We start from the raw sequence: 15,132 nt of genomic DNA on the forward strand, positions 1-15,132 counted from the left end.
AGGGGGCGGCGCCGCTGTCGAGCGTGGCGGGGCTTACGGGCGGGACTTCTCCCACTCCTCCAGCGTCGGGATCGAGCCGGTGGGCGTCTGCCGCGCCATGGGAACCCGCGTTCCGAGCACCTGGGCCACCACGTCATGAGCGATCTTGGATGCCGTGAGCCCGGCATCCTCGAGGATCTGCTCGCGCGTGGCGTGGTCGATGAATTCGTCCGGGATGCCGAGCTCGTCCACGGCCGTGTCGACCCCGGCCTCGCGCAGAACCTGACGGACGCGAGTGCCGACGCCGCCGACGCGGATGCCGTCCTCGATGGTGATCACGAGCCGGTGCTCGCGCGCGAGGTCGATGATCGACGGCTGCACGGGGATCGCCCACCGGGGGTCGACGACCGTGGCTCCGATCCCCTGCGCGCGAAGGCGTTCCGCAACCTCCATGGCGAGATGGACCATCGGGCCGATGCCCACGAGGAGCACGTCGTCCGACGAACCGCGGGCCAGAACGTCGACGCCGTCGGGCAGACGTTCGATCGCCTCGAGATCCGCGGGCACACCGCCCTTCGGATACCGCACGACCGTGGGGGCGTCGCCGACCGCGACCGCTTCGCGGAACTCCTCGCGCAAGCGCGTCGCGTCGCGCGGAGCGGCGATCCGGATGCCGGGCACGAGCTGCAGCATCGCGAGGTCCCAGATGCCGTGATGGCTCGGCCCGTCGGGGCCGGTGACACCGGCGCGGTCGAGCACGAACGTGACGCCGGCCTTGTGCAGGGCGACATCCATCATGACCTGGTCGAACGCGCGGTTCATGAACGTCGCGTAGATCGCGACGACCGGGTGCAGCCCGCCGAAGGCGAGGCCCGCGGCCGAGGCGACCGCGTGCTGCTCGGCGATGCCGACGTCGTACACGCGCTCGGGGAAACGCTCCGCGAAGGCCTGCAAGCCGGTGGGTCGCAGCATCGCGGCCGTCATGGCGATGACATCGTCGCGCTCCGCGCCCACGGCGGTGAGCTCGTCCGCGAAGACGTCCGTCCACTGCGGGCCCCCACTCGAGCTCAGCGCTTCGCCCGTGATGGGGTCGATCTTGCCGACCGCGTGGAACTGGTCGGCCTCGTCGCTGAGCGCCGGGGCGTAGCCGCTGCCCTTGTCGGTGATCGCGTGCACGATCACGGGGGCTCCATACGATTTCGCCAACTCGAGCGTCTCGATGAGCGACTCGAAGTCATGACCGTCGATGGGTCCGAGGTACTTGATGTCGAGGTTGCTGTACAGCGCCTCGTTGTTCGTGAAGCGCGACAGGAAGCCGTGCGTGCCGCCGCGAACGCCGCGGTAGACCGCCCGCGCCGCCGGCCCCAGGCGACGGAACAGCGTGTCGGAGCTCTGATGCAGGTGCCGATACGCCTCGTTCGTGCGCACGCGGTTGAGGTAGCGGGCCATGCCGCCGATGGTCGGGGCGTACGACCGGCCGTTGTCGTTGACGACGATGACGAGGTTGCGGTCGTTGTCGTCGCTGATGTTGTTCAGCGCCTCCCACGTCATACCTCCCGTGAGGGCACCGTCGCCCACGACGGCGACGACGTGGCGGTCTCGGCGGCCGGTGCGTGAGAACGCCCGCGAAACGCCGTCGGCCCAGCTGAGCGAGCTCGACGCGTGCGACGACTCGACGATGTCGTGCTCGCTTTCGGAGCGCTGCGGGTAGCCGGCCAGGCCGCCGCGGGAACGCAACTGCGCGAAGTCCTGGCGTCCGGTGAGGATCTTGTGCACGTACGACTGGTGCCCGGTGTCGAAGATGATCGGGTCGGCCGGGGAGTCGAAGACGCGGTGCAGAGCGATCGTCAGCTCGACGACGCCCAGGTTGGGGCCGAGGTGGCCGCCCGTGCGGGCGACGTTCTCGACGAGGAACGAGCGGATCTCGGCGGCGAGCTGCCGCAGCTGATCGGGAGTGAGACCGTCGAGGTCACGCGGACCGTGGATGCCGGGTAGGAGAGCCATCTGACTCCTCTCGTGCGGTGCGCGCGGAGGTCCGCGCGTCTGTCGATTCTAGTCTCGGCACCCGGACGGGGCCCGGCAAAGGCTTGCCAGCGAGCGATTCAGGGTGTCGGGAAACGCGACCGCGCCCCGGAAGCCGAGGCTCCCGGGGCGCGGAGGATGCGGGATCAGACCAGCGAGCGCAGCACGTACTGCAGGATGCCGCCGTTGCGGTAGTAGTCGGCCTCACCGGGGGTGTCGATACGGACCACGGCGTCGAACGTCACGGTCTGCTTGCCCTCGGGCGAGAACTCGCTCGGTTCGGCGGTGACCTTCACCGTCTTGGGGGTCACGCCCTCGTTGAGCTGCTCGAGGCCCTCGATCGAGACGATCTCGGTGCCATCGAGGCCCAGCGACTTCCAGCTCTCGCCGGCGGGGAACTGCAGCGGGACGACGCCCATGCCGATGAGGTTCGAGCGGTGGATGCGCTCGAAGCTCTCGGTGATGACAGCCTTCACGCCGAGCAGGTTCGTGCCCTTCGCCGCCCAGTCGCGCGACGAGCCCGAGCCGTACTCCTTGCCACCGAAGATGACCAGCGGGGTGCCCTGCGCCTGGTAGTTCTGGCTCGCGTCGAAGATGTACGACTGCGGTCCGCCGGGCTGAGTGAAGTCACGGGTGTAGCCGCCCTCGACGACCGTGCCGTCGTTGACCGCGGCCGTGAGCTCGTTCTTCAGGCGGATGTTCGCGAACGTGCCGCGGATCATGACCTCGTGGTTCCCGCGACGCGAGCCGTAGGAGTTGAAGTCCTTCTGCGCGACGCCGTGCTCGATGAGGTACTGCGCGGCGGGCGTGCCCGCCTTGATGTTTCCGGCCGGGGAGATGTGGTCGGTGGTGACCGAGTCTCCGAGCGTCGCCATCACGCGCGCACCGGAGATGTCGGTGACCGGCGAGGGCTCCATCGACATGCCGTCGAAGTAAGGGGCCTTGCGCACGTAGGTGGAGTCGGCATCCCACTCGAAGATCGGACCGGTCGGGGTCGGGAGGTTCTTCCAGCGCTCGTCCCCCTCGAACACGGTGGCGTACTGCTGGATGAACTGCTCGCGCGAGATCGACGCGTCGATGATCGTCTGCACCTGGTCGGGGGCCGGCCAGATGTCCTTGAGGAAGACGTCGTTACCGTTCTGGTCCTTGCCCAGGGCGTCGGTCTCGAAGTCGAAGTTCATCGACCCGGCCAGTGCATAGGCGACCACCAGCGGCGGGGATGCCAGGTAGTTCATCTTCACGTCGGGGCTGATGCGTCCCTCGAAGTTGCGGTTGCCCGAGAGGACAGCCGTGACGGCGAGGTCGTTCTCGTTGATCGCCTCGGAGACTTCCTCGATGAGGGGGCCGGAGTTGCCGATGCAGATCGTGCAGCCGTAGCCGACGGTGTAGAAGTCCAGGCCCTCGAGCGCCTTGTCGAGACCCGACTTCTCGTAGTAGTCGGTGACGACCTTCGAGCCGGGGCCGAGCGTGGTCTTGACCCACGGCTTGCGCTTGAGGCCCTTGTCGACGGCGTTCTTCGCGAGGAGACCCGCCGCGATCATGACCGACGGGTTCGAGGTGTTGGTGCACGACGTGATCGCCGCGAGGGTGACCGCACCGTTGTCGAGCAGGTACGACTGCCCCTCCGGCGTGGTGACCTTGACCGGCTTCGACGCGTTGACGGGGTGACCCGACGAGATGAGCACCTCACCGGTGTGGGTGTGCTCGTCGCCCGGCACGGGGCCCGGGTCGGAGGCCGGGAACGACTGGTCGCTCTCGAGGTCGACGATGGAATCCGACGTCACGGCGGCGTAGTTGAGGATGTCCTTCTCGAACTGCGACTTGGCCTCGGACAGAAGGATGCGGTCCTGCGGACGCTTCGGACCGGCGATCGAGGGGACGACCGTCGAGAGGTCGAGCTCCATGTACTCGCTGAAGACGAGCTCGCGGGCCGGGTCGTGCCAGAGCTTCTGCTCCTTGGCGTACGCCTCGACGAGGGCGACGGTCTGCTCGTCGCGACCGGTGAGACGGAGATACTCGAGCGTGACGTCGTCGATGGGGAACATCGCGGCCGTCGAGCCGAACTCGGGGCTCATGTTGCCGATCGTCGCGCGGTTGGCCAGCGGCACGGATGCCACGCCCTCGCCGAAGAACTCGACGAACTTGCCCACGACGCCGTGCTTGCGCAGCATGTCGGTGATGGTGAGGACGACGTCGGTCGCCGTGACGCCCGCCGGGATCTCGCCGCTGAGCTTGAAGCCGACGACGCGCGGGATGAGCATCGACACGGGCTGACCGAGCATCGCCGCCTCGGCCTCGATGCCACCGACGCCCCAGCCCAGCACGCCAAGGCCGTTGACCATCGTGGTGTGCGAGTCGGTGCCGACGCAGGTGTCGGGGTAGGCGCGCAGGACGCCGTCGACCGTGCGGTCGTAGACCACCTTGGCGAGGTGCTCGATGTTGACCTGGTGGACGATGCCGGTTCCCGGCGGGACGACCTTGAAGTCGTCGAAGGCCGTCTGGCCCCAGCGGAGGAACTGGTAACGCTCACCGTTGCGCTCGTACTCGATCTCGACGTTGCGCTCGAGCGCGTTCTCGCTGCCGAAGAGGTCGGCGATGACCGAGTGGTCGATGACCATCTCGGCGGGCGAGAGCGGGTTGATGCGGTTGGGGTCTCCGCCGAGGGCCGTCACGGCCTCGCGCATGGTGGCGAGGTCGACGATGCAGGGGACGCCGGTGAAGTCCTGCATCACGACGCGTGCGGGCGTGAACTGGATCTCGGTGTCGGGCTCGGCATCCGGGTTCCAGGAGCCGAGGGCACGGATCTGCTCCGCGGTGACGTTGGCCCCGTCCTCGGTGCGGAGCAGGTTCTCGAGCAGCACCTTGAGGCTGAACGGGAGCTTCTCGTACCCGGCGACGGTGTCGATGCGGAAGATCTCGTAGTCGGTGCTGCCGACCGTCAGGGTGCTCTTGGCACCGAAGCTGTCAACCGTGGACACGATCGTCTCCTTCGTCGGCGTATGCGCAGGCGTCGGCCCGCCCTCTCCCATCTTCCCCTCGCGATGGGGAGGATGCCAGGAAGGCCGACCTAACCGCGAGGGAGGGAGATTTATCTTGATATCAAGATAAATATATCAGGACTCGCGGCGCGGCGAGAGAGCGCGGACGGCGAGCCACGTCACGGCGACCATCGGGGCGAACAGGGGCAACCCCATGATGATCTTGAGCGTGCCGAGGGCCGTCACGTCGCCGGCGAAGTAGAGCGGGAGCTGCACCGCGAGGCGGGCGATGAACAAGGCCGCCCACCCGAGCGACAGCAGCGAGTACACGCGTCGCTTGCGCTTGTCGGTGCGCCAGGCGGTCCCCTCGCCGAGAAGGTAGCCGGCGGCCAAGCCGATCAGCGGCCACCCGACGAGGACGGACACCAGAAAAGCGGTCCCGTACGCACCGTTGGTGAAAAACCCGAAGACGAAGTTGTCTTGACCGCGGCCCGTGAACAGGGCGAGGAGCGCGGCTGCGACGGTGGCGACGAGCCCTCCGATCGCCGCGCTCGGCGGCGATTTCGTCAGCAGGCGCACGATCGTGAAGACGAGCGCCAGGCCGACCGAGACGCCGAGGCTCAGCGGCAGATTCCCCTGCCGCGACTCGGGATCGGTCGTGACGGTGAACAGGATGACGAATGCAAGGGAGGGCAGGACGGATTCCAGGATGCCGCGCACGCCGCCCATCGCCGCCCACACGGCCGCGCCGGTCGAGGAGTGCTTCGACGGGTCGAGCCCCGCGCGACGCGCGGCGCTCCCCAGCGCGGCCGAGACGCTGTCGGCCGCGGACGGCGGCTCGAGCGGGACGCGGTCGGCGTCATCCGGGCGTGCGGAGTCGCTCATGTCGTGGCGGGGGTGCCCGGCATCCGGAGCGGGATCAGATCACGCGGGGGCATCGGCGACCCGCCGCGCACGACGACGATCGAACGGAAGAGGTCTTCCACCGCCGTCGCCGCGTCGACGTCCGACGTCGCGGCGCCGCCGATGACGCCGCGAAGGAACCAGCGCGGGCCGTCCACCCCGACGAAGCGGGCGAGCCGCTTGGTGGCGCCGTCGGGTCCGGCCACGACCGGAACCTCGGCGAGCAGCTCGGGACCGAGCGGTCCTTCGCGTTCCTCGACACGACCGCCCTGCTGCTTGATCTGCTGGCGGATCTGGTCGCGGGTCTCGGCCCACAGGCCACTCGAGCGCGGCGCCGCGAACGGCTGCACCTGGAGGGTGGACTCGGCGTAATCCAAGCCCACGGCGACGATGCGCTTGGTCTGCTCTTCGACCTCGAGCCTCAGGTTCAGGCCCTCACGCGGGAGGATCTTGATTCCGCCCAGGTCGATGTACGGGCGCACCGCGTTCGCCTCGGACTCGTCGAAGGGTCCGGCGGTCTCGCGGTCGACGGGCCCGCTCTTGGCGGGTGGCGCGGCCTCGATCTGCGGCTCGGAGTCGTCGGTCATCGGGTGCTCCCTGAGGGGGTCTGGTAGCCGCTGGATCCGAAGCCGCCTTCTCCTCGCACGCTGGCGGGGAGCTCGTCGACGGGGATGAAGCGCACGGGTGGGACGGGCATGACGATGAGTTGCGCGATGCGGTCTCCGACCGCGATCTCGTAGGCCTCGTCGAGGTCGGTGTTCAGCAGCGCCACTTTGATCTCGCCGCGGTAGCCCGCGTCGATCGTGCCGGGCGAATTGACGATGGTGATCCCGTGCTTCGCCGCCAGTCCGCTGCGGGGGACGACGAAGGCGGCGTACCCCTCGGGCAGGGCGATGCGCACGCCGGTCGGGACGAGCGCACGCCGACCGGGCTCGAGACGAACCGCCTCGGCGGCGACGAGGTCGGCTCCGGCGTCGCCGGGGTGGGCGAAGACCGGAATCTCGGATGCGACAATGAGGACGTCCACCGTTTCGGTCACCCCACGAGGGTAATGCAGAAGAGGGGGTGCGGCATCCGCACCGGAATCGAGTACCGCGAACGCCTGAGCCCATCGCTGTGGGCGCTCGTCGCCGCGGCGGTCTGCGGGCCGATGGCGGCCCTGGTCTTCTCTCCCATCGACACGACCGTCGCCCTCGTCGTGGGCCTGTTGGTCTCGGTGGGGATCGTGGCTGCCCTCGTCGCACTCTCCCCCGTGATCGAACTGCGCGACGGAGAGTTGCGGGCGGGCCGCGCGCACATCCCGGTGGAGTATCTCGGGACGCCGGCAGGCGTGGTGGCGGACGAAGCGCGGACGGCCCGTGGGAGTGGTCTCGACCATCGGGCCTGGCATGTCATCCGGGGAGGGATCGACGGGATCGTCACGGTGCCCGTGACCGATCCCGATGATCCGACTCCCCTGTGGGTGGTCTCCACCCGGACGCCGGATCGCCTCGTGGCGGCGATCCAGCGCGCTCAGGTCAGGCTGCGCACTCCAGGCAGATGAAGCCGGAGCCGCTCTCTTCGGCGATCTGGGAACGGTGCTTCACCAGGAAGCAGTTCATGCAAGTGAACTCGTCCTCCTGGGGGGGAAGCACGACGACATCGAGCTCGATGTCCGACAGATCGGCTCCGGGCAGTTCGAAGCCCGAGGGGTTGTCGGCATCCTCGTTGTCGATCGACCCCGACGTCTTGTCGGGCACGCGCTCCTTGAGGGCCTCGATCGACTCGCTGTCGTCCTCGGTCTTGCGCGGTGCGTCGTAATCGGTGGCCATGCGTGAAGGTCTCTACTTCCGGTTTTTCGTGGTGCATCGCCCGAACGGGCGGCCATAGTTTGCATGACCCGACCCCGATTAGCAAATGCGCTTGTCTGGGATGGTGCGGGCTGCGAGGCGTCAAACTCGCGGCGCGCCCGCGTTATTCCCGCCTCCGGCGCCACGGCCGTGTCAGCATGGGGCTCGACCGCAGATCGGAGGGGTGTTTCGTATGGAACAGCTCAAAGTCATCGGAACCGAGGATGACGTCCTCGTCGTCGCGACCGAAGCGGGCGAACGATTCGCCCTGCCGCTCGACGAGGTGCTGCGCGCCGAGGCGCGTCGTGCGCGCCGTGGGCGCGAGCACGACGACGAGCGCGCGCCCCGTGCCAGCCCCCGTGACATCCAGGCGCACATCCGCGCAGGACTCTCGGCCCGCGAGGTCGCGACCCTGCTGAACGCCCGCGTGGAAGACGTCCAGCGCTTCGAAGGCCCCGTCCTGGCCGAGCGAGAGCACGTCGTCGCGCAGGCGCTGGCCGTGCCCGTGCTCCTCGGGGGCGCGCTCGAGCACGACGCGCCGATCACCTTCGGTGCCGCCGTCCGCGCGAAGCTCAGCGAGGCCGGTGCGTCGTCCGAGCGCTGGACCAGCTGGAAGGACTCCTCCGGCTGGATGGTCAAGCTGGAGTTCGTCGCCAACGGCATCGATCACGACGCCCGATGGGGCTTCGACCCCCGCCGCAGCACCCTGTCGCCGCAGAACTCGGACGCGATCCAACTCTCACGCCAAGGTTCGTTGCCCGAGGGACTCATTCCCCGCCTGCGCGCGCTGGACACCCCGCTTCCCAAAGACGACTCGCGGTTCGACAGCGGCGCATTCGGTCCGCGTCGACTCGACATCGAGGACGAACCCGGGGTGGAGGCCACGGGTCCGGTCGCCGCAGCCGTGCAGGCGGCGGCCATCAAGCGCGCCCCCGACGCTCCGGTGACCTCGTCCGAGACCGCCGACCTCCTGGAGGCGCTGCGCCGCCGCCGCGGTCAGCGTGAACCGCTGCCCGGTGCCGCAGAGGTGCGGGAACCCGAGCCGCGCGTACCCAGTGCGCCCGTGGCGCTCTTCGACGCGCTGGAGCCCGAATACCGCGCCGACGAGCCCGACGTCGAACCCGAGCGGACCACCGCTCCCCCGGCATCCTCCGACTCCGGTCGCCGGGCGAAGGGGCGGCCGTCGATGCCGTCGTGGGACGAGATCGTGTTCGGGGCGCGCACCGACGAGAGCTGATCCGCTCGTCGTCAGGCGAAGGCGCCGAGGCGCAGCAGGGGGACGGTGCGTTCCTCGTCGGTGAGCGACCCGTGCTGACCGACCATGCGTTGCGGGCGCTTGTCGGTCTCGCGGTCGTCGTAGTACGCGAAACGTCCGCGCGCAGCGACGAGGACGTCTCCGATGCGGTCGTGCACGGCGGGATCCACGCGACCGAACAGCCCGGCGGCGATCGCCTCGTCGCGTGTCAGTACCCAGGCCCGCGCCTGCTCCCGCTCGCGCCAGCGTGAGGCAACGGCATCCCGTTCGCCGTCCGCGGTGTACAGGTGCAGCATGCGCGGTTCGCCGCCGACGATGTCGACGCCCTCGACGAGCGGGTCGCCGTGCGTGAGCAGCACGTGCTTCCGGGCGGGCACGTCGACCATGCCGTGGTCGGCCGTGACGATCACGCCGGTGCCGGGACCGATCGCGCCGGCGAGATCGCGCGCGGCGATATCGACGCGCTCCAGGGCGTCGATCCAGCGCTCGGACTCCCACCCGTCGCGGTGCCCCGCGGTGTCGAGGTCGGGTGCGTAGAGGTAGACGAGAGCGCCCGGATGCCGACCCGCGAGGTCGGCCGCGATCGCGGCGCGTTCACGCACGTCCGTGGCGGAGACGAACTCCGCGCCCCGCAGCGTCGCCTCCGTGAACCCGGTGCCGGTGTAGTCGGGACGGGAGACGACGAAGCACGGGCGCCCGCGTTCCGCTTCGATCTCGAAGAGCGGGCGGCTGCGCTGCCACGTGTGCGGGTCGAGGCCGTCGGTCTCCCAGCCGTGCAGCTGGTTCGCCGCGACGTCGGTGCCGGGGATGCGCGTGCGGTAACCGACGATCCCGTGCTCCCCCGGGTCGGTGCCGGTCAGCATGCTCGTCAGAGCGGCGGCGGTCGTCGAGGGGAAGACCGTGCGGGCCACATCGCGGCGCGTCCCGGCGGAACCGAGGAACCGGGCATGACCGCGGCGCTCCGCGAGGTTGTGCGACCCGAGCCCGTCGACGACGAACACGACGGCGCTCCGGGCCGGCGCAAACCACTCGGACCGACCGTCGAGGGCCGAGATCGCCTGGCTCACCACACCGGTGAGGCTCCGGGCGCGCGGCGGGCCCGCCGGTAGGCTGATAGACATCGGGGCCAGTCTTCCACACGACATTCCGCCCCCGTCGAGATCGACGCCCGCCCGACCCGAGGCCGCACCTATGCCCGATTCCCGTTCCTCCGCCGCTTCCCCCGCACGCGAGCGCATCGAAGACGTCGATGTCTCGGCCGAGATGCAGGGGTCGTTCCTCGAGTACGCGTACTCCGTGATCTACTCGCGCGCACTGCCCGATGCGCGCGATGGGCTCAAGCCGGTGCAGCGTCGCATCCTGTACCAGATGGCCGAGATGGGCCTGCGTCCCGATCGCGGGCACGTGAAGAGCGCACGCGTCGTCGGTGAGGTGATGGGAAAGCTCCACCCCCACGGCGATGCCCCGATCTACGACGCCCTGGTACGTCTCGCGCAGCACTTCTCGCTCCGTGTGCCGCTGATCGACGGGCACGGCAACTTCGGCTCGCTCGACGACGGCCCGGCCGCCCCCCGCTACACCGAGGCGCGACTGGCGCCGCCCGCCCTCGCCCTCACGGAGAACCTCGACGAGGACGTCGTCGACTTCGTGCCGAACTACGACGGACAGTTCCAGCAGCCCGATGTGCTGCCGGCCGCCTTCCCGAACCTGCTGGTCAACGGCGCGACCGGCATCGCGGTCGGCATGGCCACCAACATGGCGCCGCACAACCTGATCGAGGTCGTCGGGGCGGCGACGCATCTCCTGCGGAACCCGGATGCCACGGTCGAGGAGCTCATGGAGTTCGTCCCCGGCCCCGACCTGCCGTCGGGCGGCATCATCGTCGGTCTGGACGGCATCAAGGACGCGTACACGAACGGCCGCGGGTCGTTCCGGACGCGCGCGAAGGCGTCGATCGAGTCGCTGGGACCCCGCCGCACCGGCATCGTCATCACCGAACTCCCCTACCTCGTCGGCCCCGAGCGGGTGATCGAGAAGATCAAGGATGCCGTCCAGTCGAAGAAGCTCGCCGGCATCGCCGACGTCACCGACCTCAGCGACCGTCAACACGGGCTGCGTCTGGTCATCGGCATCAAGACGGGCTTCGACCCCCAGGCGGTGCTCGAGCACCTCTACCGACTGACTCCGCTCGAGGACTCCTTCGGGATCAACAACGTCGCGCTCGTCGACGGACAGCCCCAGACGCTCGGTCTGCGCGAGATGCTGCGCGTGTACCTCGACCACCGCATCCGCGTCATCACGCGGCGCAGCGAGTACCGCTTGGCCCGCAGACGCGAGCGTCTCCACCTCGTCGAGGGTCTGCTCATCGCGATCCTCGACATCGACGAGGTCATCCAGGTCATCCGTTCGTCCGACGACGGCGAGCAGGCACGGATGCGTCTGCAGGAGGTCTTCGACCTGTCGCACCCGCAGGCGGAGTACATCCTCGAACTGCGCCTGCGACGCCTCACGAAGTTCTCCCGCATCGAGCTCGAGGCGGAGCGCGACCAGCTCAAGGCCGAGATCGACCAGCTCGTCGAGTTGCTCGGCAGCGAGGTCCTGTTGCGCGCCCAGGTCGCGACCGAGCTCGAGGCCGCGGCCGAGGCCTACGGCACGCCCCGCCGCACGATGCTCCTCAACGGTGGTCCCGTGCAGCCCCGGTCGGCCAAGGCCGCCGCGGCCGCTGATCTGCAGATCGCGGATGCGCCCTGCCGCGTCTTTCTCTCGGCGACCGGCCGCATGGTGCGCGCCGAGCTCACCGTCGATGCGCCGGGCGGCGGGGTCGTCGCTCCGACGCGACGCGCCAAGCACGACGCGATCCGCTCCTCGGTGGACACGACGACGCGTGGAGACATCGGCGCCGTGACCTCGGCCGGGCGTCTCGTCCGCTTCTCCCCCGTCGACCTGCCGTCCGTGCCGGGGAACGCGGTGCAGCTGTCCGCGGGAACCAAGGTCGAGCAGTACCTCACCCTCGGCAAGGGCGAGCAGGTGGTCGCGCTCGTGCCGTTGACCGACGGTGCCCCCATCGCGCTCGGCACGACCCAGGGGATCGTGAAGCGCGTCGCGGCGAGCGAGCTCGGCACGAAGCCCGAGATCGAGATCATCGCCCTCCGCGACGGCGACCGGGTGGTCGGGGCGGCCCCGGCCTCCGATGCGGCGGAGCTCGTGTTCATCGCCGACGACGCGCAACTCCTCCGCTTCGATGCGTCGTCCGTGCGGCCCCAGGGGCGCTCGGCCGGGGGCATGGCCGGCATCCGCTTGTCCGACGGTGCGCACGTGATCGCCTTCGCCGTGGTCGGTGGCTCGGCGTTCGACGCGGTCGTCGTCACGATCGCCGGCTCGACCACCGCGCTGGCGGGAACGGATGCCGGAAGCGCCAAGGTCTCGGCGTTCGCGGAGTTCCCGGCCAAGGGGCGCGCGACCGGAGGCGTCCGCGCTCAGCGGTTGCTCCGTGGCGAAGACGCGCTGACGCTCGCGTGGGTCGGGTCCGACCCGCGGGCCGTCGGCTCCGACGGGTCGGTGCGCTCTCTTCCGGAACCGGGAGCCAAACGCGATGCGTCGGGGCAGCCGCTCGACGCGGTCGTCGGCGCGATCGGCACCGCGATCCGCTGAGCTCCACGGCGCCGAACCGGCCGGTGCGCGCCGGTTCGGCCCGGGGACTCAGACGTCGATGCGCTCGCGCGCGAGGCGGTCGCTGGAGTCGACGATGAACTCGCGGCGCGGGGCGACGTCGCTGCCCATGAGCAGGTCGAAGACCTTGGCCGCCTCCTCGATGTCGCGCACCTGCACGCGGCGGAGGGTTCGGCCCGCGCGGTCCATCGTGGTGGTCGCGAGCTGGTCGGCATCCATCTCGCCGAGTCCCTTGTACCGCTGGATGGGCTCCTGCCAGCGCTTGTTCGCCTTCTTGAGCTTGGCCAGCAGGCCGTGCAACTCTTGCTCGCTGTAGGTGTAGATCGTCTCGTTCGGCTTCGAGCCGGGGTTCATCACGATCACCCGGTGGAGCGGCGGCACGGCGGCGAAGACGCGCCCGGCCTCGACGAGAGGCCGCATGTAGCGGAAGAACAGCGTCAGCAGCAGCGTGCGGATGTGAGCGCCATCGACGTCGGCGTCGCTCATCAGGATGATCTTGCCGTAGCGGGCAGCGTCGAGGTCGAACGAGCGACCGGAGCCGGCCCCGATGACCTGGATGATCGAGGCGCATTCGGCGTTGGACAGCATGTCGCTGATGGACGCCTTCTGCGTGTTGAGGATCTTGCCGCGGATGGGGAGGAGTGCCTGATATGCGCTGTTGCGCGCGTCGCGGGCGGTGCCGAGCGCCGAGTTGCCCTCGACGATGAACAGCTCGGAGTCGGCGACGTCGTTCGAGCGGCAGTCGACGAGCTTGGAGGGCAGCGAGGACGACTCCAGCGCATTCTTGCGACGCTGCGTCTCTTTGTGCGTGCGCGCGGAGATCCGCGCCTTCATCTCGGAGACGACCTTCTCGAGCAGCAGCGCGGTCTGCGCCTTGTCGTCGCGCTTGGCGGAGGTGAACCGTTCCGTCAGGGCTTTGGACACGACCTGCGTGACGATCTGGCGCACGGCGGGTGTTCCGAGCACCTCCTTCGTCTGCCCCTCGAACTGCGGCTCGGGCAGGCGAACAGTGAGGACGGCGGTGAGGCCGGCGAGGATGTCATCCTTCTCGATCTTGTCGTTGCCGACCTTGAGCTTCCGAGCGTTCTGTTCGACCTGAGTGCGCAGGATCTTCATCAGGCCCTGCTCGAAGCCCTGTTGGTGCGTGCCGCCCTTGGGGGTGGCGATGATGTTGACGAACGACCGTGTCGTGGTGTCGTAGCCGGTGCCCCAGCGCACAGCGATGTCGACCTCGCACTCGCGCTGCACCTCGGTCGGAATCATCGATCCGCCGGGCTGCAGGACGGGAACCGTCTCGGCGAACGTGCCGGTGCCGGTCAGGCGCCACGTGTCGGTGATGGCGGAGTCGGGCGCGAGGAAGTCGGCGAACTCGGAGATGCCGCCGTCGAATCGGTAGCTCGTCTCGACGGGCTCGTCGCCCCGTTCATCGGCGATGACGAGCTCGAGCCCGGGCACGAGGAACGCGGTCTGCCGCGCGCGCTGCACGAGCTCGTCGAACCCGAAGGCCGCGTCCTTGGTGAAGATCTGCCGATCGGCCCAGTAGCGGATCCGCGTACCCGTGACGCCGCGGGCGGCCTTGCCCACGACGCGCAGCTCGCTGCTGCGCTCGAACGGCGTGAACGTCGAGTCGGGACCGGGCCCCGCGAAGACGCCGGGCTCGCCGCGGTGGAAGGACATCGCGTAGGTCTTGCCCCCGCGGTCGACCTCGACGTCGAGGCGCTCGGACAGGGCATTGACCACGGAGGCGCCGACGCCGTGCAGGCCGCCCGAGGCCGCGTACGAGCCGCCACCGAACTTGCCACCGGCGTGCAGCTTCGTGAAGACGACCTCGACACCGGTGAGCCCGGTGCGGGGCTCGACGTCGACGGGGATGCCGCGGGCGCGGTCGCGCACCTCGACACTGCCGTCGCCGTGGAGCACGATGTCGATGCGCGACCCGAAACCGCCGAGGGCCTCGTCGACGGAGTTGTCGATGATCTCCCACAAGCAGTGCATGAGGCCGCGGGAGTCGGTGGACCCGATGTACATGCCCGGGCGCTTGCGCACCGCCTCGAGTCCTTCGAGGACCTGGAGATGATGGGCGGAATACTCGGACGTCACGATCTCCCAGCGTAATCGCGGGCTCCGACATCGACTTGCAGACACACGGTCCGGCGGGGCCGACGTACGCGCACAGCGAAATGTTATGCGCGCGCGGCATGGGGGAAACATCCGCGTGGTTCTATTGACAGACTCGCCCAACGAGCCACCGAGGAGGGCACCCGAGATGACCACTACGACTGCACCCGACGCGTCCGTCGTCCTCGACCACCGTCTGACGGCGGCTGATCGCTGTGACTCCTGCGGAGCGCAGGCCTACATCGCCGCCGAGGTGAACGGCAGCGAACTGCTCTTCTGCGCCCACCACGGACGCAAGTACGAAGAGAAGCTCCGCAGCATCGCCACGTCGTGGCACGACGAGACCGCGCGTCTCAACGCCACCGAATGATCTTTCGTC

The 15,132-nt window shown here is 69.2% G+C and carries 12 protein-coding genes; 4 read left to right on the forward strand and 8 right to left on the reverse strand.

All coding sequences use genetic code 11. From position 1 onward, the window contains the following. Positions 1-33: 33 nt before the first annotated feature. From dxs to dut, 5 genes are all read right to left on the reverse strand, one after another. Entirely contained in the window at positions 34-1,983 is a 1,950-nt protein-coding gene (dxs, locus tag ABC271_RS08695) for a 1-deoxy-D-xylulose-5-phosphate synthase (RefSeq protein ID WP_412924490.1), read from the reverse strand. Positions 1,984-2,147: 164 nt separating this feature from the next. Then, positions 2,148-4,979, reverse strand: a complete 2,832-nt coding sequence (acnA, locus tag ABC271_RS08700) for an aconitate hydratase AcnA (RefSeq protein WP_412924491.1) — start codon at positions 4,977-4,979, stop codon at positions 2,148-2,150. Between the two features lie 135 nt (positions 4,980-5,114). Further along, a complete protein-coding gene (locus tag ABC271_RS08705; protein ID WP_412924492.1) occupies positions 5,115-5,864 on the reverse strand; it encodes a DUF3159 domain-containing protein in 750 nt (249 codons plus the stop codon). Then, positions 5,861-6,469, reverse strand: coding sequence for a DUF3710 domain-containing protein (locus tag ABC271_RS08710; RefSeq protein ID WP_412924493.1), 609 nt, complete (start codon positions 6,467-6,469; stop codon positions 5,861-5,863). The genes ABC271_RS08705 and ABC271_RS08710 overlap by 4 nt, the downstream gene beginning before the upstream one ends. Beyond that, on the reverse strand, positions 6,466-6,921 hold the full coding sequence (gene dut / locus ABC271_RS08715; protein WP_412924494.1) for a dUTP diphosphatase: 456 nt from the start codon (positions 6,919-6,921) through the stop codon (positions 6,466-6,468). The genes ABC271_RS08710 and dut overlap by 4 nt, the downstream gene beginning before the upstream one ends. Before the next feature lie 12 nt (positions 6,922-6,933). Here dut and ABC271_RS08720 point away from each other — a divergent pair, with 12 nt between their 5' ends. After that, on the forward strand, positions 6,934-7,425 hold the full coding sequence (locus ABC271_RS08720; protein ID WP_412924495.1) for a DUF3093 domain-containing protein: 492 nt from the start codon (positions 6,934-6,936) through the stop codon (positions 7,423-7,425). Here ABC271_RS08720 and ABC271_RS08725 read toward each other — a convergent pair. Next, a complete protein-coding gene (locus ABC271_RS08725) occupies positions 7,400-7,693 on the reverse strand; it encodes a DUF4193 domain-containing protein (RefSeq protein WP_228162853.1) in 294 nt (97 codons plus the stop codon). The genes ABC271_RS08720 and ABC271_RS08725 overlap by 26 nt on opposite strands. A gap of 211 nt (positions 7,694-7,904) precedes the next feature. On the opposite strand from ABC271_RS08725, the gene sepH reads away from it, so the two are divergent. After that, positions 7,905-8,948, forward strand: a complete 1,044-nt coding sequence (sepH, locus tag ABC271_RS08730; protein WP_412924496.1) for a septation protein SepH — start codon at positions 7,905-7,907, stop codon at positions 8,946-8,948. 11 nt (positions 8,949-8,959) lie between these two features. Here sepH and ABC271_RS08735 read toward each other — a convergent pair whose 3' ends face one another. Then, positions 8,960-10,087, reverse strand: coding sequence for an alkaline phosphatase family protein (locus ABC271_RS08735; protein ID WP_412924497.1), 1,128 nt, complete (start codon positions 10,085-10,087; stop codon positions 8,960-8,962). A gap of 70 nt (positions 10,088-10,157) precedes the next feature. On the opposite strand from ABC271_RS08735, the gene ABC271_RS08740 reads away from it, so the two are divergent. Beyond that, entirely contained in the window at positions 10,158-12,617 is a 2,460-nt protein-coding gene (locus tag ABC271_RS08740) for a DNA gyrase/topoisomerase IV subunit A (RefSeq protein ID WP_412924498.1), read from the forward strand. 48 nt (positions 12,618-12,665) lie between these two features. Here the strand turns inward: ABC271_RS08740 and ABC271_RS08745 are convergent, their stop codons facing one another. Further along, positions 12,666-14,738: a DNA gyrase/topoisomerase IV subunit B gene (locus ABC271_RS08745; protein ID WP_412926124.1), complete on the reverse strand. Its 2,073-nt coding sequence runs from the start codon at positions 14,736-14,738 to the stop codon at positions 12,666-12,668. Between the two features lie 163 nt (positions 14,739-14,901). Here ABC271_RS08745 and ABC271_RS08750 point away from each other — a divergent pair, with 163 nt between their 5' ends. After that, on the forward strand, positions 14,902-15,123 hold the full coding sequence (locus tag ABC271_RS08750) for a DUF7455 domain-containing protein (RefSeq protein WP_412924499.1): 222 nt from the start codon (positions 14,902-14,904) through the stop codon (positions 15,121-15,123). The last annotated feature ends 9 nt before the right edge of the window (positions 15,124-15,132 follow it).

The organism is Microbacterium canaveralium, from assembly GCF_047238045.1.
Lineage (GTDB): Bacteria > Actinomycetota > Actinomycetes > Actinomycetales > Microbacteriaceae > Microbacterium.